This is a genomic window from Streptomyces barkulensis (assembly GCF_002843305.1).
In the GTDB taxonomy this organism is placed as follows: domain Bacteria; phylum Actinomycetota; class Actinomycetes; order Streptomycetales; family Streptomycetaceae; genus Streptomyces; species Streptomyces barkulensis.
In genome coordinates this window covers 20,002-36,295 of the sequence record NZ_PGSG01000089.1, presented here as the reverse complement: position 1 = coordinate 36,295, position 16,294 = coordinate 20,002, and the positions used below count along the sequence as shown (strand labels likewise).

Sequence of the window (16,294 nt, the reverse complement as noted above, 5' to 3'; positions counted from 1 at the left end):
ACCACAGCGGCGGGACATGGCCGGAAACATAGGTGCGGTCACTGACAATGCCGTCGCCACCCTCGCCATAGGCCGCCCTCCCCTGTCCCGGTGACCGGGGAAGGCGGGCGGGGGAGGGCGGGCGGGCCTCCGGCAGGCGGCCGTCCTCGATGTGGAGGCCCGGCCGCCGGTGCGCCGGAGGGCTCGGCGTGGGCGGCCGGGCCCGCAGGACCATCGGGACACGCCCGGCCGCGTCGGTAGCGGCAGCCCACCGCGCGGTGTAGCGTCGTGAACAGCAGTCGTGGTTCCGAAGTCTCGTTCGCCCGTGGTCACGATCACGGGCGTTCTCGCTGTTCAGCTCATCTCCGGACCAGGGCGATCACCTCCCGGGCCCACAGGGCGGGCCCGGTCCCCTCAAGGAGAAGGAGACGGTCATGGCCAAGGGCACCGTGAAGTGGTTCAACAGTGAGAAGGGCTTCGGCTTCATCGAGCAGGAGGGCGGAGGCCCCGACGTCTTCGCCCACTACTCCAACATCGCGGCCCAGGGTTACCGCGAGCTGCACGAGGGCCAGAAGGTCGAGTTCGACGTCACCCAGGGCCAGAAGGGCCCGCAGGCGGAGAACATCCGCCCCGCCTGACCCCGGCGCCTCCACGGGCCCGGCACCCCGAAGCGGGGTGCCGGGCCCTGCCCGTCCCCGGAAGGCCGCCCGTGCGGAAGGGGGCCGTCCCGGCGGACACGGCCGGGACGGCCCCGTTCAGCGGTGGTGCGCATGCGTGGAGCGCAGTGCCTCGGCGGCTCCGCGCAGTGCCGCGATGTGCGGCTGGGGAGCGGGCCGTACACAGGTGTTCAGCCGTACGGAGAGCTGGTAGGTCACCTCCGGCCGCAGAGCGCCCCCGCCGCCCACCAGCGGACCGCGTTCCAGCGCGTCGGCGAGGTGCGGAACACGGCTGCCGCGCAGCATGCCGGTGACCATCGCGACGGTCCGGGCGACCAGCTCGCGCGAGGGGGTCGTGTCGAGGTCGCTGGTGCCCAGGGGCGCCCTGCGCGCGGCGCTCACGGCACCGTCGACCAGCAGGGCCACCTCGGTGATGTGCGCGCCGATGTCCACCACCAGCAGTGGGCGGGACAGATCCGCCCGGACTCCCAGCGCGATGGCCCTGACGCTCTCGACGGACAGCACCGTGCGGGGCCGCAGCACTCCCAGCGCCTCGGCCGCGGCGGTGTGGTGGCGCCGGTCGCTGAGGACCGGGGTGGTGACGGCGACCACCGGGCGGGCGAGGCGGGGGGTACGGCCGCCCAGCAGGCGCTCCAGCAACCGGCCGGTGCCGTCGGCGTCGACGATGGTGCCCCGCTGGACGGGGTGGGTGATGCCCCTGCCCGGGAAGGTCACGGTGGGCGCGTCGATGACGCTGCGGCGGCCCTGCGTCCAGGCCCGGGTACGGGCGCTGCCCAGGTCGATGGCGATTCCCGGGCACCGCCGGCACACCGGCCAGGCGGGGAAGCGGTGGGCGGAGAGCATCGTGGCCTCGGAACCGGCCACCGCCGCGTCCCCCCGGCCCGTGGGCGGGACCGCACCGCTGCCGGCGACCTGGTGGTTCACGACCTCACCCTCCACACCCCCGCGGGGCACCGGGGAAACAGAACCCGGCCTGCGTCGGGCAGTCGCCGGTACGGCGCCGCCGCGGCGCGGCGGATCACTGGCCGTCGCCCTCATCCTGGCCGAAGGGCCTGTCCCCGGCCATCGGGGGCAGGCCCCATTTCCACCGGGCGGCGGTGTGCAGTCGGCCCGCTCCGGGCGCCGTGGGCCTGTGCGGGCCGGTGGGCCCGGCCCGCTCCCCTCAGCCGCGGTGCGGCGGAGGTCACCTCAGCGGATCGAACGGCGCCAGCTCGGCGGGCTCCCGGCCGGTGACCACCCGCTCCGCGAGCAGCCGGCCCGTGACCGGCCCCAGGGTGATGCCCCACATGCCGTGGCCTCCGGCGGCGAAGACGCGCGGCGAGCGGGTGGCTCCGATCAGCGGCAGCCCGTCGGCTCAGCGGCAGCCCGTCGGCCGTGCAGGGCCGGGAGCCGACCCACTCATCCCGGCGCGCCTCCAGGTCGGCGCCCTCCAGCAGGGGCCGCGCGGCATCGGTGACGGCCCTGATCCTGCGGCGGTCCAGCGGCGCCTCGGGGCGGCGGAACTCCATCATCCCCGCCACCCGCAGCCGGTCCCCCAGCGGTGTGCAGGCCACCCGCTGGGCGGGGAAGTGGACCGGCCCGCCGGTGCCGGCTCCACCGGGACGCTGAAGCTGTGTCCGCGGCTGGCCTGCACCACACGGCGGACGCCGAACCTCCGGCCGAGGTCGCCGAGGTGGCCCCCGCCGGCCAGGACGACCGCGTCGAACCGCCCGCCGGTGCCGTCGGAGAGCTCGACGGTCACGCCGCCGACCCGACCGTCGAATTCCATTCGACGATTCACCACGCGTCGAACACCGGTGGTCGAACGTCTGGATTCCTGCCCGGAAGTCCATATTGCTGAACGGTTTTTCCCCCGGCCTCGCACACCGGCCCTTGCGCCGTTGATCCACCGCTGTCAGCATCACGACCAAGCGGTATTCCCGCGGGCCTCTGCGGGTGAAAGCGACCGCACTCGGCCCCCTTTCCCCACCACCCCGCCATGCGAACGCAAGGAGTGCGATGTCCGGTTTACGCGACAGATCAAGGAGGACCGGCCGGTGGGCCGGCCTGCTGGCGAGCGGCATGGTCATGCTGCTCGCCGGGCTGAGCGTGCTGGCCACCGGCGACGCCCGGGCGGCGTCCGGAGCCGGACACGGAAAGCGCGCCTCGAGCGCCGCGATGTCCCAGGTCGCCGCGATGCAGCCCGGCTGGAACCTCGGAAACTCCCTCGATGCCATCGGCGACGACGAGACTTCATGGGGAAATCCCCGTATCACCGAGACGCTGCTCGACAATGTCAGGGCACAGGGATTCAACAGCATTCGCATTCCCGTGACATGGAGCCGGCACCAGGGCCCGGCGCCGGACCACGCCCTTGAGGCGGAATACCTCGACCGTGTCGAGGAGGTCGTCGACTGGGCGCTGGCCGACGGCTTCCATGTCATGATCAACATTCATCACGACTCCTGGCAGTGGATCGCGGACATGCCGGCCGACCGCGCCGGCGTGCTCGCCCGCTACAACGCCATCTGGGAGCAGCTGGCCGGTACCTTCCGGGACCACCCCTCCAGGCTGGTGTTCGAAAGCGTCAACGAACCGCAGTTCAACGGCGGCCAGGACGACGCCCGGAACGCGGAGCTGCTGGACGAGCTCAACACCTCGTTCCACCGCATCGTGCGCCGGTCCGGCGGCGGCAACGCCGACCGCCTGCTCGTCCTGCCCACCCTGCACACCTCCGCCGAGCAGGCACGGGTGGACGAACTGGCCGACACCATCGACGCCCTCGGCGACCCCCGCGTCGCCGCGACCGTGCACTACTACGGCTACTGGCCCTTCAGCGTGAACGTGGCGGGCGGTACGCGCTTCGACGCCACCGCGCAGAAGGACCTGACCGATGCGTTCGACCGCGTCCACGACACCTTTGTGGCCCGGGGCGTCCCGGTGATCCTCGGCGAGTACGGCCTGCTGGGCTTCGACCGGCACACCGGCACCATCCAGCAGGGCGAGAAGCTGAAGTTCTTCGAACACCTCGGGTACCACGCCCGCATCAGGAACATCACCACGATGCTGTGGGACAACGGCCAGCACTTCCGGCGCACCGACTTCCGCTGGAACGACCCGGAGCTGTTCGCCCGGATCAGGTCCAGCTGGAGGACTCGGTCGGGCACGGCCTCCTCGGACCAGGTCTTCAGCGCCCGCGGCGACGCCGTCACCGACAAGACGCTCACCCTGAACCTCAACGGCACCTCCTTCACCGGGCTGCGCCACGGCTCCACCGCCCTGGTGTGCGGCAGGGACTACACCCTCCGGGGCGACCGGCTCACCATCACCGCAGCCGCGCTCACCCGGCTGAGCGGTTCCCGGGCCTACGGCACCAACGCGGTGCTGCACGCGCGGTTCTCGCGCGGCGTGCCCTGGCGGATCGACCTGGTCACCCATGACACGCCCGTCCTGCGCGACGCGACCGGTACGACGGACTCCTTCGCCGTTCCCACCGAATTCCGCGGCGACAGACTCGCCACGATGGAGGCCAGGTACGCCGACGGCACCAACGCGGGCCCCCACGACTGGACGCCCTACAAGGAGTTCGACCGTGCGTTCGCACCCGACTACGCGGGCGGCGCCACCACTCTGACGTCCGACTTCTTCGCCGAGGTCAGGGACGGCGCCCGTGTGACGCTCACCTTCCACTACTGGAGCGGAGCGAAGGTGACCTACCACGTCACCAAGTCCGGTGACTCGGTCACCGGCACCACTGCCTGACCGTCACCACCCCGGCCCCGGGCGGGCTCGCGCCCGGGGCCGGGGCAGCGCGCGTCTCACAGAACGCGCTGCCCCTTGCCCAGCGCCACCACGCCGTTCTCCGAGACGGAGTACAGCTCCCGGTCGCTTCGCTCGTCGACCCCGACCGCGGCGCCGGGCGGCACCTCTATGTGCTTGTCCAGGATCGCGCCCCTGACGATCGCGCCGCGCCCAACGCGCACGTTGTCGTGGAGGACGCAGTCCTGCACGACCGCCCCCTCCTCGACCACCACGCCGGGTGAGAGGACCGAGCGGGTCACCTGGCCGCGGATCAGGCAGCCCGCGCTGACGATGGACTCCCCCGCGATGCCCCCGGCGTTGAACCGGGCGGGCGACAGCTGGGAGGAGTGGGTGTAGACCGGCCAGTCGCGGTTGTACAGGTTGAAGGCCGGGCGCTCGGCGATCAGGTCCATGTGGGCGTCGTAGTACGCGTCGAGGGTGCCCACGTCACGCCAGTACCCCTGGTCGCGGGCGGTCTCGCCGGGCACGTGGTTGGTGTTGAAGTCGTACAGCTGCGCCTCGCCGCTCTCGGTGAGGATGGGCAGGATGGAGCCACCCATGTCGTGCGCGGAGTTCTCGTCCTCGGCGTCCTTGAAGAGGGACTCCACCAGCGCCCTGGTGGTGAAGACGTAGTTGCCCATGGAGGCGAGGACGGAGTCGGGATCGTCCTCCAGGCCCGGCGGATCGGTGGGCTTCTCCAGGAAGCCCTCGACCGTCCGGCCGTCCGGGCCGGGTTTGATGACGCCGAAGGCCGAGGATTCCGCGCGCGGCACCCGGATGCCGGCGACGGTGACCCCGGCGCCGCCGTCGATGTGCTGCCGCAGCATCTGCCGCGGGTCCATGCGGTAGACGTGGTCGGCGCCGAAGACCGCGATGTGGTCGGGGCGCTCGTCCTGGACCAGGTTCAGCGACTGGAGGATGGCGTCGGCGCTGCCCAGGTACCAGTGGGGGCCGAGACGCTGCTGGGCGGGCACGGGCGTGACGTAGTTGCCCAGCAGGCTCGACATCCGCCAGGTGGTGGTGATGTGCCGGTCCAGCGAGTGCGACTTGTACTGGGTCAGGACGCAGATCCGCAGGATGTCGCCGTTGACCAGGTTGGACAGCACGAAGTCGACCAGGCGGTACGTTCCGCCGAAGACGACCGCGGGCTTGGCCCGGTCGGCCGTGAGCGGCATCAGCCGCTTGCCCGCTCCACCGGCCAGCACGATTCCCAGCACCGAAGGTCCGCCGCGTCGCATCGCAGCTCCTCTCTCGCCTCCGCGCCGCCCCGGCCGCGTGCCCTGGGGCGGTCGAGCGGCTTCGGCTCGCGGGCGAGGGGCTCGGCACGGGAGCCCGCACCGCCGGGGACGCCCGGCGGAAACTCCACGGCGGTCGGGCCCGCCCTCGTACGGCCCCGTCCCTCGAACGTCCTGTTCCAGGGTCGCTCACCCGGCGCGGTTGCGAAAGTCGATCTCCCGGGCGCCCGCGGCCCCTCTCTCCCCGCGGCGGCCGGCGACGCAGACGGTCGTGAGCCGTACGCCGGGCCCGTCGGCCCTACCCCGCGAGCCGGAAGGCCAGGCAGGCCACGGGGGTGCGGTCGGTGACCGGGGTGCCGATGCGCTCCCAGAACCGGCGGTGGCCCTCGCGCCACTCCTCGAGGGAGGCGTCCCCCTCGCCCTCGGCGGCAGCGTGTTCCCAGGTCACCTCGCCGAAGGGCTTGATCTCGACACCGGTGATCTCGACGGTGGCGACGCGCCGGCCGTGGTCGTCCAGCAGCGCCAGCCTCTCACCCTCGTACTCCAGGCCCTCCGTCTCCTGCGCGTACTCCTGGAGCAGGCCGGTCGTGGCGGTCTTCGTCCCCGCGAGGACGAGCGCGTTCAGCCGGGCCCGCAAACCCCCGGGCGTGCCCAGCTCCAGAGCGCGCATGCCGTCCACCCGGGGCCACATCCGCCCACCACCTCGTCTCCCCGCCGCCTCGGCACGTCCACCGCCCTGTGCGGCTTCCTCGCGTGATCGTACGCTCTGGCCGGACCGGAAGGCCCTGGTGGGCGGGCCGGTCCCGGTGTCGGTGCGGCGTGGCATTCTGGCACCGGACCGATCACCGCCCACAGGAGACAAGAGCACGGCATGATCTTTCGCCGTACCGAAGAGCGCGTCGCCGTCCGCTGCGGCACCTGCCCCGGCATGCCCCTCCTCCCCACCCCCTGTGACATCGACACCGGGAAGTGCCTGCGCTGCCAGGACAGAAGCCGTCCCCTGCCCGTCCCCCACCCCGACGACCACCTGTGCGACGTGTGCCGCCGCGAGTGCCCCGGCTGCGGTGCACCGTCCGCCCAGGGCGGCCGGTGCCGGGCCTGCCGCGGCCTGTGCCGCACCTGCCACGCCCAGCTCCCCGCGCGTCCGGGGAACGGGGCCGCCCGGGGGGATCTCCGGTCGCGGGCGCCCGGCAGAACGGGCAGGCCGGGCGAGGGGGCCACACGGCGGGAGCGGGTCTATCTCCCCAGGACCTGGCTGGACGGCCAGTGCGACGCCTGCCGGAACGCCCCGGGTTCCGCCGACCCGGTCCGCGCGGTCCTCGCCGCCCTGCCGGACAAGGTCATCCGCGCCTGTGGGGGCACCGCCCCTCCCGCCGCCGTCGACACCATCCGTACCGAACTGCGGTACCACACCACCGCCCAGCTCACCGCCCGCATCGAACGCCGCTGGTGGGGAGGCTGGGCCTCCCGCCCGCTGAGCGGGGAGGCGGACGAGCACGGGGACGGCTACCGGCCCGACCATGTCGCCGTCTGGCTGCTGGCGCCCAGCGGCTGCCCGGCCCGCTGCGACGACGGCTGGACACCCGGCGACCCCGACCTGCCCTGCCCCCACTGCGGCAGCCGGGCCCGGCCCCGGCCCGCCGCCGAGGGCGGCGACGAGGGGGAGGCGCCCGCCGCCACGCCCGCCGACCGCACCCCGGCCGAAGCCGTCACCCACCGGCCCATGCCCGAGTGCGAGGGGCGCAACGGCACCTGTGGCGTTCCCGTCGCCGCCCCGTACACCATGTGCCCGTCCTGTCTGGACTGGCCCCGGTGCGCGTGCGGCCGCCGCTACGACCCGCAGCGGGCCACGGCGTGCGCCGCCTGCGCGACGGGCTGAGCCCTGCGGAAGGGGCGCGATGCGGTGCCACACCGTGGCGCGCGGCCCTGCGGCCCTGCGCCGGAGCCTCCCTGTCAGAGAGCAAGGACGGCCACGCTTCCCAGATAGACGGTGAGCAGCACGATGCCGTCGAATCCGAGCCGCAGCCAGCCGCGTTTCTGCCGCACCAGCATGCCGCCCAGCAGCACGGTGGTCATCAGCAGGGCGGCGCTGGTGAGGAAGAGCTGGTCGGCGCCGGCCGCGTGGTAGAGGGAGCCGCCGCGGAAGAAGAGGTCACCGATGGCGAGATTGAGTACGTCCAGGCAGTTGCCGCCCACGATGGCCGCTATCGCCAGGGTCACCGCCCCGCGCCGTACCGCCGCGACCGCCGTCACCGTCTCCGGCAGCGCGTTGACCCCGCCCATCAGGACCGCGCCGACGAAACCCGCGTTCATCCCGGTCACCTCCAGCAGGCTCTCGGCCGCCCTGGCCACGGCCCAGCCGCCCAGCGCGACCAGGCCCGCGACCGCCAGGAACTCCCCCCACAGGCCGCGGTCGCCCCGTCCGGCGAAGCGCTCCTCGTCCGGCGTGTCCGGGACGGTCTCACGGGTGCGGACCGCCCGCCACATCGGCTCGTCCTGATCGCGGATCAGCCGGATCCCGCCCCAGTAGAAGGCCGCCAGCACCAGTGAGGCCGGGTGCACTCCCAGCACCGTGGCCTCGGGGCCGAAGGAGGCCATCAGCGCCAGGCCGAGCAGGGCGATGAGCAGGCAGCCGAACAGCACGTTGGGCAGGGAGGCCGCGGCGTGCTCCAGATTGACCTTCCGATAGGAGGCGTCGGCGACCACCACCGCCAGGGTCTGCGCCGCGATGCCGCCCACCGCGTTGCCGTAGGCCAGAGTGGGCTGGCCGTCCGCCGCGCTGACCGCCGTCATCACGATGCCCGACAGGGAGGTGATCAGCCCGAAGAAGACCGCGCCGAACAGCGCCTCGCCCCAGCCCGTCCGGTCGGCGAGGGTGTCGCCCAGCGCCGCGAGCCGGACGCTGCACACCACGGTGACGGACGCGGCCGCCAGGAAGATCACGATGCTCCAGCCCAGGCTCCACGATCCGGTCCAGGCTGCGAGCATCCGTAACTCTCCTCGTCACACGCGTCGGGGTCCTCTGCCGCATGCCCAGACCACCGGCGAACAGACCACCGGAAGTGGCCGAATGCGACGGTGTCGCTCATCTCCTCCCCAGCCTCTTCCCGGGAGGGTGTCGGCGCCGTGAGGGATGAACAGCGGCTGGAGGGAAGAGGTGACGCCCGTTCAGGGGTCGTTTTCGGCCTTTCCCGCTCTGATCGACTCGGTGCGCCCTGATCAGGGGTCGGCACCCCCTATTCTTCTACAGTCATGTAGAAGAAAGAGGAGGTCGTGTGCGACGCCCGCCGCCCGCGCGTTCCGCGAGGGCACACCGCGGCGATCCACGCCCCGAAGGGACCGGGCCGCGGGACCGATCGGTCAACGCACGGACCGGCCTGCGCGGTTCCGCCCGGACCCGCACCTCACTCACACACCGTCAGCCTGGGAGGGCGTAAGTGGCTTCGATCGACCTGGACAAGGTGCTGGACAAGGCGTGGGCGGACAAGGCCCTGCCGGAGATACTCCAGGCACCCGTCTCCGCCCTCAAGGGTGTCTCCGACCGCGACGGCGAACTGCTGGACGAGGCGTTCGGCGTGAAGACCGTGGCCGACCTGGCCGGGCTGAAGTACGTCCGCCGGGCCCAGGCGCTGGCCGCGCTGGACACCACCGCCAAGTAGCCCCGGGGCCGCGCGGCGCCGCGTACGGCACAGCCCACGCTCCCCCGCCGCGGCGCCGCGCGGCTCTCACACGCACAGACACACGCACACGTAAAGGAGAACGCCGCGATGGTGTTCAAACGGCTGCTCGGCTCGCTCGGCGTGGGCGGCCCCACCGTGGACACGGTCCTGGACCCGGGCGCGGCCCTGCCGGGCGGCCCTCTGTCCGGGCAGGTGCATCTCAAGGGCGGCAGCGCCGACTTCGACATCGAGCACATCACCCTGGAACTGATCGCCCGCGTCGAGGTCGAGCACGAGGAGGGCGAGTCCGAGGGCGGGATCGTCTTCGAGCGTTTCACCGTGGCCGGCGGCTTCCGCCTGGCCGAGGGCGAGGAGCGCGCCGTTCCGTTCACCGTGACGCTGCCGTGGGAGACCCCGGTCACCGAGCTGTACGGCCAGCCCCTGGGTATCGTCCTCGGGGTGCGCACCGAGCTGGCCGTGGCCGGCGCGAAGGACAAGGGCGACCTCGACCCGCTGGCGGTGCGCCCGCTGCCCGCGCAGGAGGCGATCCTGCAGGCTCTGGGGCAGCTCGGGTTCGGCTTCAAGTCCGCCGACCTGGAGTACGGCCGCATCCACGGCACCGGCCAGGCCCTGCCCTTCTACCAGGAGGTCGAACTCACCCCCGCTCCGCAGTACGCGCACGCGGTCAACGAGATCGAGGTGACCTTCCTGGCCCACCCCGGTGGCATGGAGGTGGTGCTGGAGGCCGACAAGCGCGGCGGCCTGTTCTCCGGCGGGCACGACGCCCTCACCCGGTTCGCCGTCGGGCACCAGGACGTCCGCGACTGGAACACCGAGGTGGACGGCTGGGTCCGGCAGCTCGTCGAGCACCGTGCCGCGCACGGCGGGTACGGCCATGCCGACCCCTACGGACACCACCACGGCGAGCACCACGGCGAGCACCACGGCGGCCACCGCTCCGGTCCGGGCATGGGCACCGCCATCGCCGCGGGCGCGGCCGGGCTCGCGGTCGGCGTCGCCGGCGGGATGGTCGCGGCCGAGGTCGTCGACGAGATCGGCGACGCCTTCGAGGGCGAGGACGAGGGCGAGGGCGACGAGGGCTGATCCGTACCGCCTGTGTCCGGGCCGCGGTGGTGCGCGGCCCGGGCTTCCGCCACCGCCGCGATGCGGGCAGTGGTCCGCGAGGCCGCCGCGGCCGGGTCCTACAGCGGGGTGGCCGCCTTCAGCACGAAGAACAGGGTGACGGCGGAGTTCGCCGACGACAGCGCCGAGACGGTCGTGCCCGCCGCGGCCGTCCAGGCCGCCAGCCCCGCCGTGGTGAACACCGGCGGCCAGCTGCGCGCCACCGGAGCCGGCTCCAGCAGGGCCGCCACCCGCCGCGGTACCGGCCCGGCCGCGGCGAAATGGGCGAGTGCCGCGGCCGGGCCGGTACCGCGGGGGACCAGCGCGGCCCTGCCCACCGCCCGGGCCACCGCCCGCCGGCTGCCGACCGCCTCCGCCGCCTCCTCGTCCGCCCACCGCTCCGCCGTGTAGGACACCGCCGTCCGCAGCGGCCGCAGGAAGGGGTTCGCCCGCGCGGCCAGGTGCACCGCCAGCAGAAACCGGTGGTGCCGGCCGGCCAGATGCGCCCGCTCGTGCGCGAACAGCGCCCGCCGCTCCCCGCCTCCCAGGCACGACAGCATCGCCGTGGACACCACCACCCGCCCCCGCCGGCCCCGGCCCGCGGGCAGCGCGTACGCGTAGGGCTCGCCGTCGGGCAGCACCGCCACCGACCGGCCGCGCGCGCCCGTCAGCGCCCGTACCGCCCGGCGCCGCACCCGGCGGTGCACCCACAGCGTCCGCCCGCAGGCCGCCACGACCGCCAGCAGTGCGGGGATGGCCGCCCGGCCCGCGACCTCGTCGTAGGGGACCGCCTCGCGTACCTCCTCGTCCGACCAGCCGTCCGGCAGCGGGTTGCCCGGCAGCTGCGCGGTGCCCACCACCATCAGCAGCACCAGGCACACCGTGCTGCACACCGCCAGCACGCCGGCCGCCGCCGACAGCAGCACCGTGGCGGTGCGCGGGTGCAGATGCTGCTCGGCCAGGCGCGCGATCGGCCAGGCCGTCAGCGGCAGCACCAGCGGCAGGAAGACGAAGACCCCCACAACCGCCTCATTCCCCCGGCTCTTCGGCCCGTTCCAGCAGTTCCCGCAGCATCCGCTCGTCTCCCGGCGGCAGGGAGGTCACAAAACTCGCCAGCACCGCCTGACGGTCACTCTCCCCGTCCAGCACCCGCCGCATGCGCAGCGCCGCCAGCCCCGCCTCGTCCGCCGTCGGCGACCACACGAACGAGCGTCCCGTCTTCTCCCGCACCACCGCGCCCTTGGCCAGCAGCCGGGTCAGAATGGTGATGACGGTGGTGTACGCCAGGTCGCCGCCGAGCCGCTCCCTCACCCAGGCGGTGTCCACCGGTCCCGGCGCCTGACGCAGCGTCGACAGCACCTGTACCTCCAGCTCGCCCTGGCCGCGCCGGCGCGCACGGGGCCGCCCTGTCCTCTCCTGGTCCACCCTGCCGTCTCCTTCCAGCCATGCCCCCGTCACATCGGCCGGGCCGGCCGTACATCGTAGGCGAGCGGCGGCCGGGGCGGCCCTCGGCACCTCCGCGCCGCCGTGGAGCCGGGAGTCTCCACGGACCGGCGCCGCCACCCCGCCGGATGGGCAGAGTCGCGACGCCGGCGCGCACCCGTCAGTCCGTGCCGACATCGTCCAGGAACGCGAGCATACGGGTCAGGACCTTCACACAGGCGTCCACGTCGGCCCCGGTCAGGCCGCCTCCCACCTGACCCAGCAGCGCCTGCTCGCGCGCGTGCAGCGCACCGACGGCCGCCCTGCCCCGGTCGGTCAGCCGGATCAGCGGGGACCTCCGGTGAGCCGGGTTGGGGACGGCCTCGGCCAGCCCGCGCTCCACCGCGTCGTTGACCATCCGCTGCACGAACTGCCGGCTCAGCGCCTGGGCGCGGCCCATCCGGGGCACCGTCATGGGGCCGTGCTCGCGCAGCAGGTCCAGGACGGCACGCACCCCGACGGACAGCCCGTCGGCCGGCGCGATCTGCTCCACCTTGCGGTGGGCCCGCCGGTACAGCGGTCCCACCAGGGCGAACACCTCGGCCAGCCGGTCGGCGAGTTCACCGGGCGGCAGGGGCTCGTCGGGGGTATGGGTGTCCGTCATCCCGCCAGGATGACACCCCTGTTGCCAACCTCGCGAAGGAATGACACCTTGGTTGTCATGTCTGACCGTGGCGAACACTCGCGTACGCTCACACTCACCACCTCCGACGGCCCCCTCGCCTACCGCGACGAGGGAACGGGGCCGACCGTGGTCCTGCTCCACGGAGGCCACCTCGACCACACCATGTGGGACGAGCAGATCCGGGCCCTCGCACCGCACCATCGCGTCATCGCCCCGGACGCCCGCGGACACGGCGGCTCCTCGAACGCGACCCGGCCGTTCCGCCCCGCCGACGACCTCGCCGCACTGCTGCGGCACCTCGACGCCGCGCCGGCCGTCCTCGTCGGACTCTCGATGGGCGGGGCCACCGCGGTCGACACCGCGCTCGAACACCCCGGACTGGTCCGCGCCCTGGTCGTCAGCGGCGCCGGAACCAGCCGGCCCGTCTTCGAGACGCCCTGGAGCCGACGGCTCCTGGCCGGGCAGCAGCGCGCGATCGCCTCCGGTGACGTCGAGGGCTGGCTGAACTCCTTCCTGCTCTTCGCCGCCGGGCCGCACCGCGGTCTCGACGACGTCGACCGGGAGGTGGTGCGACGGCTGCGCACGATGGCCCTGCGGACCGCCGCCAAGCACACGGGGGACGAGCCGGATCTCATCACCCCGGTCCCGGACCCCTGGGACCGGGCCGCGGACATCGGCGTGCCGCTCCTGGCCATCAACGGCGCGATCGACTCCCGCGACCACATCTCCATGGCCGAACGCCTCGTCCGCACGGTCCCCGGCGGCCGCGCCGAGACCGTCGAGGGCGCGGCCCACTACCCCAACATGGAGAACCCCGCCGCCTACAACGCCCTCCTGGCCGGGTTTCTGCGAACCCTTCCGGGCTGACGGGCGAGGCGGAAGAGGCCTGCTGGAGCCCCCGCGGTGGCGCGCTCCGCCTTCTCGGGCCGAAATCAGAGCGGAAAGCCGTCTTCGCGGCAGTCACTCTTGCCCCCGAGGCAAATAACTTGCCCCACGGGCACAGACGTGGCTCAATGGATGCATGGGCCAAAGAACTCCCGACACGGGCACGGACCTGCCCGGTGTCGCGCCCCGTCTGCGCGACCTGCGCAGGCGGGGCGGACTCACCCTGGAGGCCGCAGCCGAGCGGCTCGACCTGTCCCCGGCGCACCTGTCCCGTCTGGAGACCGGGCAGCGCCAGCCGTCGCTGCCGCTCCTGCTGTCGCTCGCCCGGACCTACGGCACCACGGTCGCGGACCTGCTGGGCGAGGCTCCCCCCGACAGGGACCCGGTCGTCCGGGCCGGGCAGGTGGAACCGGTCGAGGCAGGCGGCTGGGTCTACCGGCAGGCAGGCGGATCGCGGCGGGCCATGCAGGCGCTGCGCGTGCACATCCCCCCGGACGCCCAGAACGACCTGGTCCGCACCCACGCCGGAGAGGAGTGGCTGTACGTTCTCACCGGCCGCCTCCGCCTCGCCCTGGGAAGCGACGAGCACCTTCTCGGCCCCGGCGACTCGGCCCACTACGACAGTCTGACCCCCCACCGGATCACCGCCGTCCCCCCGGAGGGGGCCGACCTTCTCTTCGTCCACACGCTGCTGCGGAGCAACATCGGCGATCTGTGTCCGGGCGGCGGGGAACCGCCTGTCCGGCGAGACGCCCGGCGGCACACCGACTCATCGCGATCTTTGGAAGGTGACCCCCATGCCGAGTGAAGACACCGGTGTCGAACGCGGCGACGGCCGCTTCCCCCGCGGACTCGTTCTCCGTCTGTTCGCCTACATAGTCGCGGGCCACGTCTTCGCGTTCTTCCTCTACCTGCTGTTCACGCTCGGAGGCGAGTAGCCCCTCCCTGTCTCCGCGGCGCCGGTGCGCGGCCTCCTCCGGCCGCGCACCGGCGCCGGGCGGGGAGGCCCGCCCGGCTCCTCAGGTCTTGGCCCGGTAGGCCCTCATCGCCAGCGGGTAGAAGACCGCCGCTATCCCCGCCGCCCAGACCAGCGACCACAGCAGCGGCCGGCCCACCTCACCGCCCAGCAGCAGACCGCGGTACGCGTCCGACAGATGGGTGACCGGGTTGACGTCCGCCCAGGCCTGGAGCCAGCCGGGCATGGTGTCGACGATGACGAAGGCGCTGCTGGTGAAGGTGATGGGGAAGATCAGGGTGAAGCCGAACGCCTGGACCTTCTCCGCGTCGCCCGCCAGCATGCCGATCAGCACCGCGCACCAGGACACCGCCGCCGCGAAGACGACGAGCAGCAGCGCACCCGCCAGGAAGCCCCCGAAGCCGCCGGTGACGCGGAAGCCGAGCGCCAGACCGAGAGCGACCATCAGCAGCATCGCCCACACGTGCTTGGCCAGGTCGGCGGTGATCCGGCCGACCAGCGGGGCGGATCGGGCTATCGGCAGACTGCGCAGCCGGTCGAAGACGCCCTTGGTGAGGTCGGTGTTGAGGGCCAGCGCCGTGTAGGTGGTCATGAACAGGGTGTTCTGGACGATGATCCCCGGCAGCGCGTACGTCAGGTAGACATCGGGCGACCCGGCCATCTGGCCACCGAGCACATAGGTGAAGAGGAAGACGAACATGATCGGTGTGATGCTGTAGTCGACCAGTTCGAGCGGGTTGTGCTTGATGGCGACGAGGCTGCGCCACGCCATGGTGGCGGTCTGCCGCAGCCCGGCGCCCGGGCGGACCCTGCCGCCGGCGGTGACGGGGGCGCCTGCTGTCGTGGCGGTCATGACACGCTCACCGTCCCCTCCTCCTTCCGTTCCCCGGCCCGGGAACCCGCCCCCCGCCGTCCTCCGTCCGGCCCGGCACGGTGACCGGTCAGCGCGAGGAAGACCTCGTCCAGCGACGAGCGGCGCAGCGTCAGCTCCCCGACCGCGATACCGGCCCCGTCCAGGCTGCGGACCACCGCGGGCATCAGCTCCGGGTCGCCGACCGGCGCCGTGACCACCTCCCCCTCGATCCGGGTCTGGGGTCCGGCCGCCCGTGCCACCAGGGAGTGCGCGGCCGCCAGGTCGTGCCCCCGCACCGGCCGCACCTGAAGCACCTGGCCGCCCACCTGCGACTTCAGCTCGTCGGGCGTGCCCTCGGCGATGACCCGGCCCTTGTCGATCACCACGATCCGGTCGGCGAGCAGATCCGCCTCGTTCAGATACTGCGTGGTCAGCAGCGCGGTCACGCCCTCGGCGACCAGGCCGCGCAGCATGTCCCACAACTCCCCGCGGCTGCGAGGGTCGAGGCCGGTCGTCGGCTCGTCCAGAAAGAGGATGCTGGGCCGGCCCACCAGGCTCGCCGCCAGGTCCAGCCTGCGCCTCATGCCTCCCGAGAACGTCTTCACCGCGCGCCCGGACGCATCCGTCAGCCCGAAGCGCTCCAGCAGCTCGGCCGCCCGCGCCTTCGCCTCACGCCTCGGGATCCCCAGCAGCCGTCCGATCAGCAGCAGGTTCTCCGTGCCGGTGAGGTTCTCGTCGACCGCCGCGTACTGGCCGGTCAGACCGACCAGGGAGCGCACGACCCCCGCCTCCCGGACCACGTCGTGGCCCGCCACCTCGGCCCGCCCCGCGTCCGGCTGGAGCAGGGTGGCGAAGATCCGCACGGCGGTGGTCTTGCCCGCTCCGTTCGGCCCGAGCATCCCCAGCACCGTCCCGGTGCGGGCCTCCAGGTCCACGCCGTCCAGCGCCCGGGTGTCCTTGAAACGTTTGACCAGGCCCTCGGCCTGGATCGCGTACGCGCGTGCCATGGGGTTCGCCTCCT

The 16,294-nt window shown here is 73.1% G+C and carries 19 protein-coding genes; 8 read left to right on the top strand and 11 right to left on the bottom strand.

The window, feature by feature from the left end:
• Positions 1 to 413: 413 nt before the first annotated feature.
• Positions 414 to 617 carry a cold-shock protein gene (locus CUT83_RS17480; protein WP_093658049.1) on the top strand — a complete coding sequence of 68 codons (204 nt, stop codon included), beginning with the start codon at positions 414 to 416 and terminating at the stop codon, positions 615 to 617.
• A gap of 117 nt (positions 618 to 734) precedes the next feature.
• Here the strand turns inward: CUT83_RS17480 and CUT83_RS17475 are convergent, their stop codons facing one another.
• The 3 genes from CUT83_RS17475 to CUT83_RS31025 all read right to left on the bottom strand — a co-directional run bounded on the left by CUT83_RS17475 (position 735) and on the right by CUT83_RS31025 (position 2,424).
• Positions 735 to 1,580 carry a rod shape-determining protein gene (locus tag CUT83_RS17475; protein WP_338104152.1) on the bottom strand — a complete coding sequence of 282 codons (846 nt, stop codon included), beginning with the start codon at positions 1,578 to 1,580 and terminating at the stop codon, positions 735 to 737.
• A gap of 259 nt (positions 1,581 to 1,839) precedes the next feature.
• Complete coding sequence (locus CUT83_RS31725; protein ID WP_439145006.1) at positions 1,840 to 1,995, bottom strand: hypothetical protein; 156 nt, start codon at positions 1,993 to 1,995, stop codon at positions 1,840 to 1,842.
• A gap of 168 nt (positions 1,996 to 2,163) precedes the next feature.
• Positions 2,164 to 2,424: a hypothetical protein gene (locus tag CUT83_RS31025; RefSeq protein ID WP_241524805.1), complete on the bottom strand. Its 261-nt coding sequence runs from the start codon at positions 2,422 to 2,424 to the stop codon at positions 2,164 to 2,166.
• 230 nt (positions 2,425 to 2,654) lie between these two features.
• On the opposite strand from CUT83_RS31025, the gene CUT83_RS17465 reads away from it, so the two are divergent.
• Entirely contained in the window at positions 2,655 to 4,397 is a 1,743-nt protein-coding gene (locus CUT83_RS17465; protein ID WP_101256790.1) for a cellulase family glycosylhydrolase, read from the top strand.
• Positions 4,398 to 4,453: 56 nt separating this feature from the next.
• Here the strand turns inward: CUT83_RS17465 and glgC are convergent, their stop codons facing one another.
• Complete coding sequence (gene glgC / locus CUT83_RS17460) at positions 4,454 to 5,674, bottom strand: glucose-1-phosphate adenylyltransferase (protein ID WP_101256789.1); 1,221 nt, start codon at positions 5,672 to 5,674, stop codon at positions 4,454 to 4,456.
• A 295-nt stretch (positions 5,675 to 5,969) separates the two neighbouring features.
• Entirely contained in the window at positions 5,970 to 6,341 is a 372-nt protein-coding gene (locus CUT83_RS17455; protein ID WP_206282606.1) for an ASCH domain-containing protein, read from the bottom strand.
• Positions 6,342 to 6,542: 201 nt separating this feature from the next.
• On the opposite strand from CUT83_RS17455, the gene CUT83_RS17450 reads away from it, so the two are divergent.
• Positions 6,543 to 7,550 (top strand): hypothetical protein, encoded by a 1,008-nt coding sequence (locus tag CUT83_RS17450; protein ID WP_101256787.1) that lies wholly within the window; start codon positions 6,543 to 6,545, stop codon positions 7,548 to 7,550.
• A 74-nt stretch (positions 7,551 to 7,624) separates the two neighbouring features.
• On the opposite strand, the gene CUT83_RS17445 is transcribed toward CUT83_RS17450, so the two are convergent.
• Positions 7,625 to 8,659, bottom strand: a complete 1,035-nt coding sequence (locus CUT83_RS17445; RefSeq protein WP_101256786.1) for a sodium:calcium antiporter — start codon at positions 8,657 to 8,659, stop codon at positions 7,625 to 7,627.
• Between the two features lie 449 nt (positions 8,660 to 9,108).
• Between CUT83_RS17445 and CUT83_RS17440 the strand changes: the two genes are divergently transcribed.
• Together CUT83_RS17440 and CUT83_RS17435 are read left to right on the top strand one after the other, a co-directional pair.
• Positions 9,109 to 9,330 carry a hypothetical protein gene (locus CUT83_RS17440; RefSeq protein WP_101256785.1) on the top strand — a complete coding sequence of 74 codons (222 nt, stop codon included), beginning with the start codon at positions 9,109 to 9,111 and terminating at the stop codon, positions 9,328 to 9,330.
• Positions 9,331 to 9,438: 108 nt separating this feature from the next.
• Complete coding sequence (locus CUT83_RS17435) at positions 9,439 to 10,434, top strand: sporulation protein (protein WP_101256784.1); 996 nt, start codon at positions 9,439 to 9,441, stop codon at positions 10,432 to 10,434.
• Between the two features lie 98 nt (positions 10,435 to 10,532).
• Here CUT83_RS17435 and CUT83_RS17430 read toward each other — a convergent pair whose 3' ends face one another.
• From CUT83_RS17430 to CUT83_RS17420, 3 genes are all read right to left on the bottom strand, one after another.
• Positions 10,533 to 11,474, bottom strand: coding sequence for a M48 family metalloprotease (locus tag CUT83_RS17430; RefSeq protein WP_101256783.1), 942 nt, complete (start codon positions 11,472 to 11,474; stop codon positions 10,533 to 10,535).
• A 7-nt stretch (positions 11,475 to 11,481) separates the two neighbouring features.
• Positions 11,482 to 11,877: a BlaI/MecI/CopY family transcriptional regulator gene (locus CUT83_RS17425; protein ID WP_101256782.1), complete on the bottom strand. Its 396-nt coding sequence runs from the start codon at positions 11,875 to 11,877 to the stop codon at positions 11,482 to 11,484.
• Between the two features lie 178 nt (positions 11,878 to 12,055).
• On the bottom strand, positions 12,056 to 12,538 hold the full coding sequence (locus CUT83_RS17420) for a MarR family winged helix-turn-helix transcriptional regulator (RefSeq protein WP_101256781.1): 483 nt from the start codon (positions 12,536 to 12,538) through the stop codon (positions 12,056 to 12,058).
• Between the two features lie 57 nt (positions 12,539 to 12,595).
• Between CUT83_RS17420 and CUT83_RS17415 the strand changes: the two genes are divergently transcribed.
• The 3 genes from CUT83_RS17415 to CUT83_RS30350 all read left to right on the top strand — a co-directional run bounded on the left by CUT83_RS17415 (position 12,596) and on the right by CUT83_RS30350 (position 14,382).
• Positions 12,596 to 13,426, top strand: a complete 831-nt coding sequence (locus tag CUT83_RS17415; RefSeq protein ID WP_101256780.1) for an alpha/beta fold hydrolase — start codon at positions 12,596 to 12,598, stop codon at positions 13,424 to 13,426.
• 154 nt (positions 13,427 to 13,580) lie between these two features.
• Entirely contained in the window at positions 13,581 to 14,252 is a 672-nt protein-coding gene (locus CUT83_RS17410; protein WP_101256779.1) for a helix-turn-helix domain-containing protein, read from the top strand.
• Positions 14,242 to 14,382 carry a DUF6126 family protein gene (locus CUT83_RS30350; protein ID WP_165869437.1) on the top strand — a complete coding sequence of 47 codons (141 nt, stop codon included), beginning with the start codon at positions 14,242 to 14,244 and terminating at the stop codon, positions 14,380 to 14,382. Before CUT83_RS17410 ends, CUT83_RS30350 begins: the two co-directional genes overlap by 11 nt.
• An 81-nt stretch (positions 14,383 to 14,463) precedes the next feature.
• Here the strand turns inward: CUT83_RS30350 and CUT83_RS17405 are convergent, their stop codons facing one another.
• Both CUT83_RS17405 and CUT83_RS17400 read right to left on the bottom strand, forming a co-directional pair.
• Positions 14,464 to 15,273 carry an ABC transporter permease gene (locus tag CUT83_RS17405; RefSeq protein WP_101256778.1) on the bottom strand — a complete coding sequence of 270 codons (810 nt, stop codon included), beginning with the start codon at positions 15,271 to 15,273 and terminating at the stop codon, positions 14,464 to 14,466.
• Entirely contained in the window at positions 15,270 to 16,280 is a 1,011-nt protein-coding gene (locus tag CUT83_RS17400; protein WP_101256777.1) for an ATP-binding cassette domain-containing protein, read from the bottom strand. The genes CUT83_RS17405 and CUT83_RS17400 overlap by 4 nt, the downstream gene beginning before the upstream one ends.
• Between the last annotated feature and the right edge of the window lie 14 nt (positions 16,281 to 16,294).

Bases quoted from the DNA above. Each gene is read 5' to 3' on its own strand.
- CUT83_RS17480 (WP_093658049.1), top strand. From the start codon at position 414: ATGGCCAAGGGCACCGTGAAGTGGTTCAACAGTGAGAAGGGCTTCGGC.
- CUT83_RS31025 (WP_241524805.1), bottom strand. From the start codon at position 2,424: ATGGAATTCGACGGTCGGGTCGGCGGCGTGACCGTCGAGCTCTCCGAC.
- CUT83_RS17465 (WP_101256790.1), top strand. From the start codon at position 2,655: ATGTCCGGTTTACGCGACAGATCAAGGAGGACCGGCCGGTGGGCCGGC.
- glgC (WP_101256789.1), bottom strand. From the start codon at position 5,674: ATGCGACGCGGCGGACCTTCGGTGCTGGGAATCGTGCTGGCCGGTGGA.
- CUT83_RS17455 (WP_206282606.1), bottom strand. From the start codon at position 6,341: ATGCGCGCTCTGGAGCTGGGCACGCCCGGGGGTTTGCGGGCCCGGCTG.
- CUT83_RS17450 (WP_101256787.1), top strand. From the start codon at position 6,543: ATGATCTTTCGCCGTACCGAAGAGCGCGTCGCCGTCCGCTGCGGCACC.
- CUT83_RS17445 (WP_101256786.1), bottom strand. From the start codon at position 8,659: ATGCTCGCAGCCTGGACCGGATCGTGGAGCCTGGGCTGGAGCATCGTG.
- CUT83_RS17435 (WP_101256784.1), top strand. From the start codon at position 9,439: ATGGTGTTCAAACGGCTGCTCGGCTCGCTCGGCGTGGGCGGCCCCACC.
- CUT83_RS17420 (WP_101256781.1), bottom strand. From the start codon at position 12,538: ATGACGGACACCCATACCCCCGACGAGCCCCTGCCGCCCGGTGAACTC.
- CUT83_RS17415 (WP_101256780.1), top strand. From the start codon at position 12,596: ATGTCTGACCGTGGCGAACACTCGCGTACGCTCACACTCACCACCTCC.
- CUT83_RS17410 (WP_101256779.1), top strand. From the start codon at position 13,581: ATGGGCCAAAGAACTCCCGACACGGGCACGGACCTGCCCGGTGTCGCG.
- CUT83_RS30350 (WP_165869437.1), top strand. From the start codon at position 14,242: ATGCCGAGTGAAGACACCGGTGTCGAACGCGGCGACGGCCGCTTCCCC.
- CUT83_RS17405 (WP_101256778.1), bottom strand. From the start codon at position 15,273: ATGACCGCCACGACAGCAGGCGCCCCCGTCACCGCCGGCGGCAGGGTC.
- CUT83_RS17400 (WP_101256777.1), bottom strand. From the start codon at position 16,280: ATGGCACGCGCGTACGCGATCCAGGCCGAGGGCCTGGTCAAACGTTTC.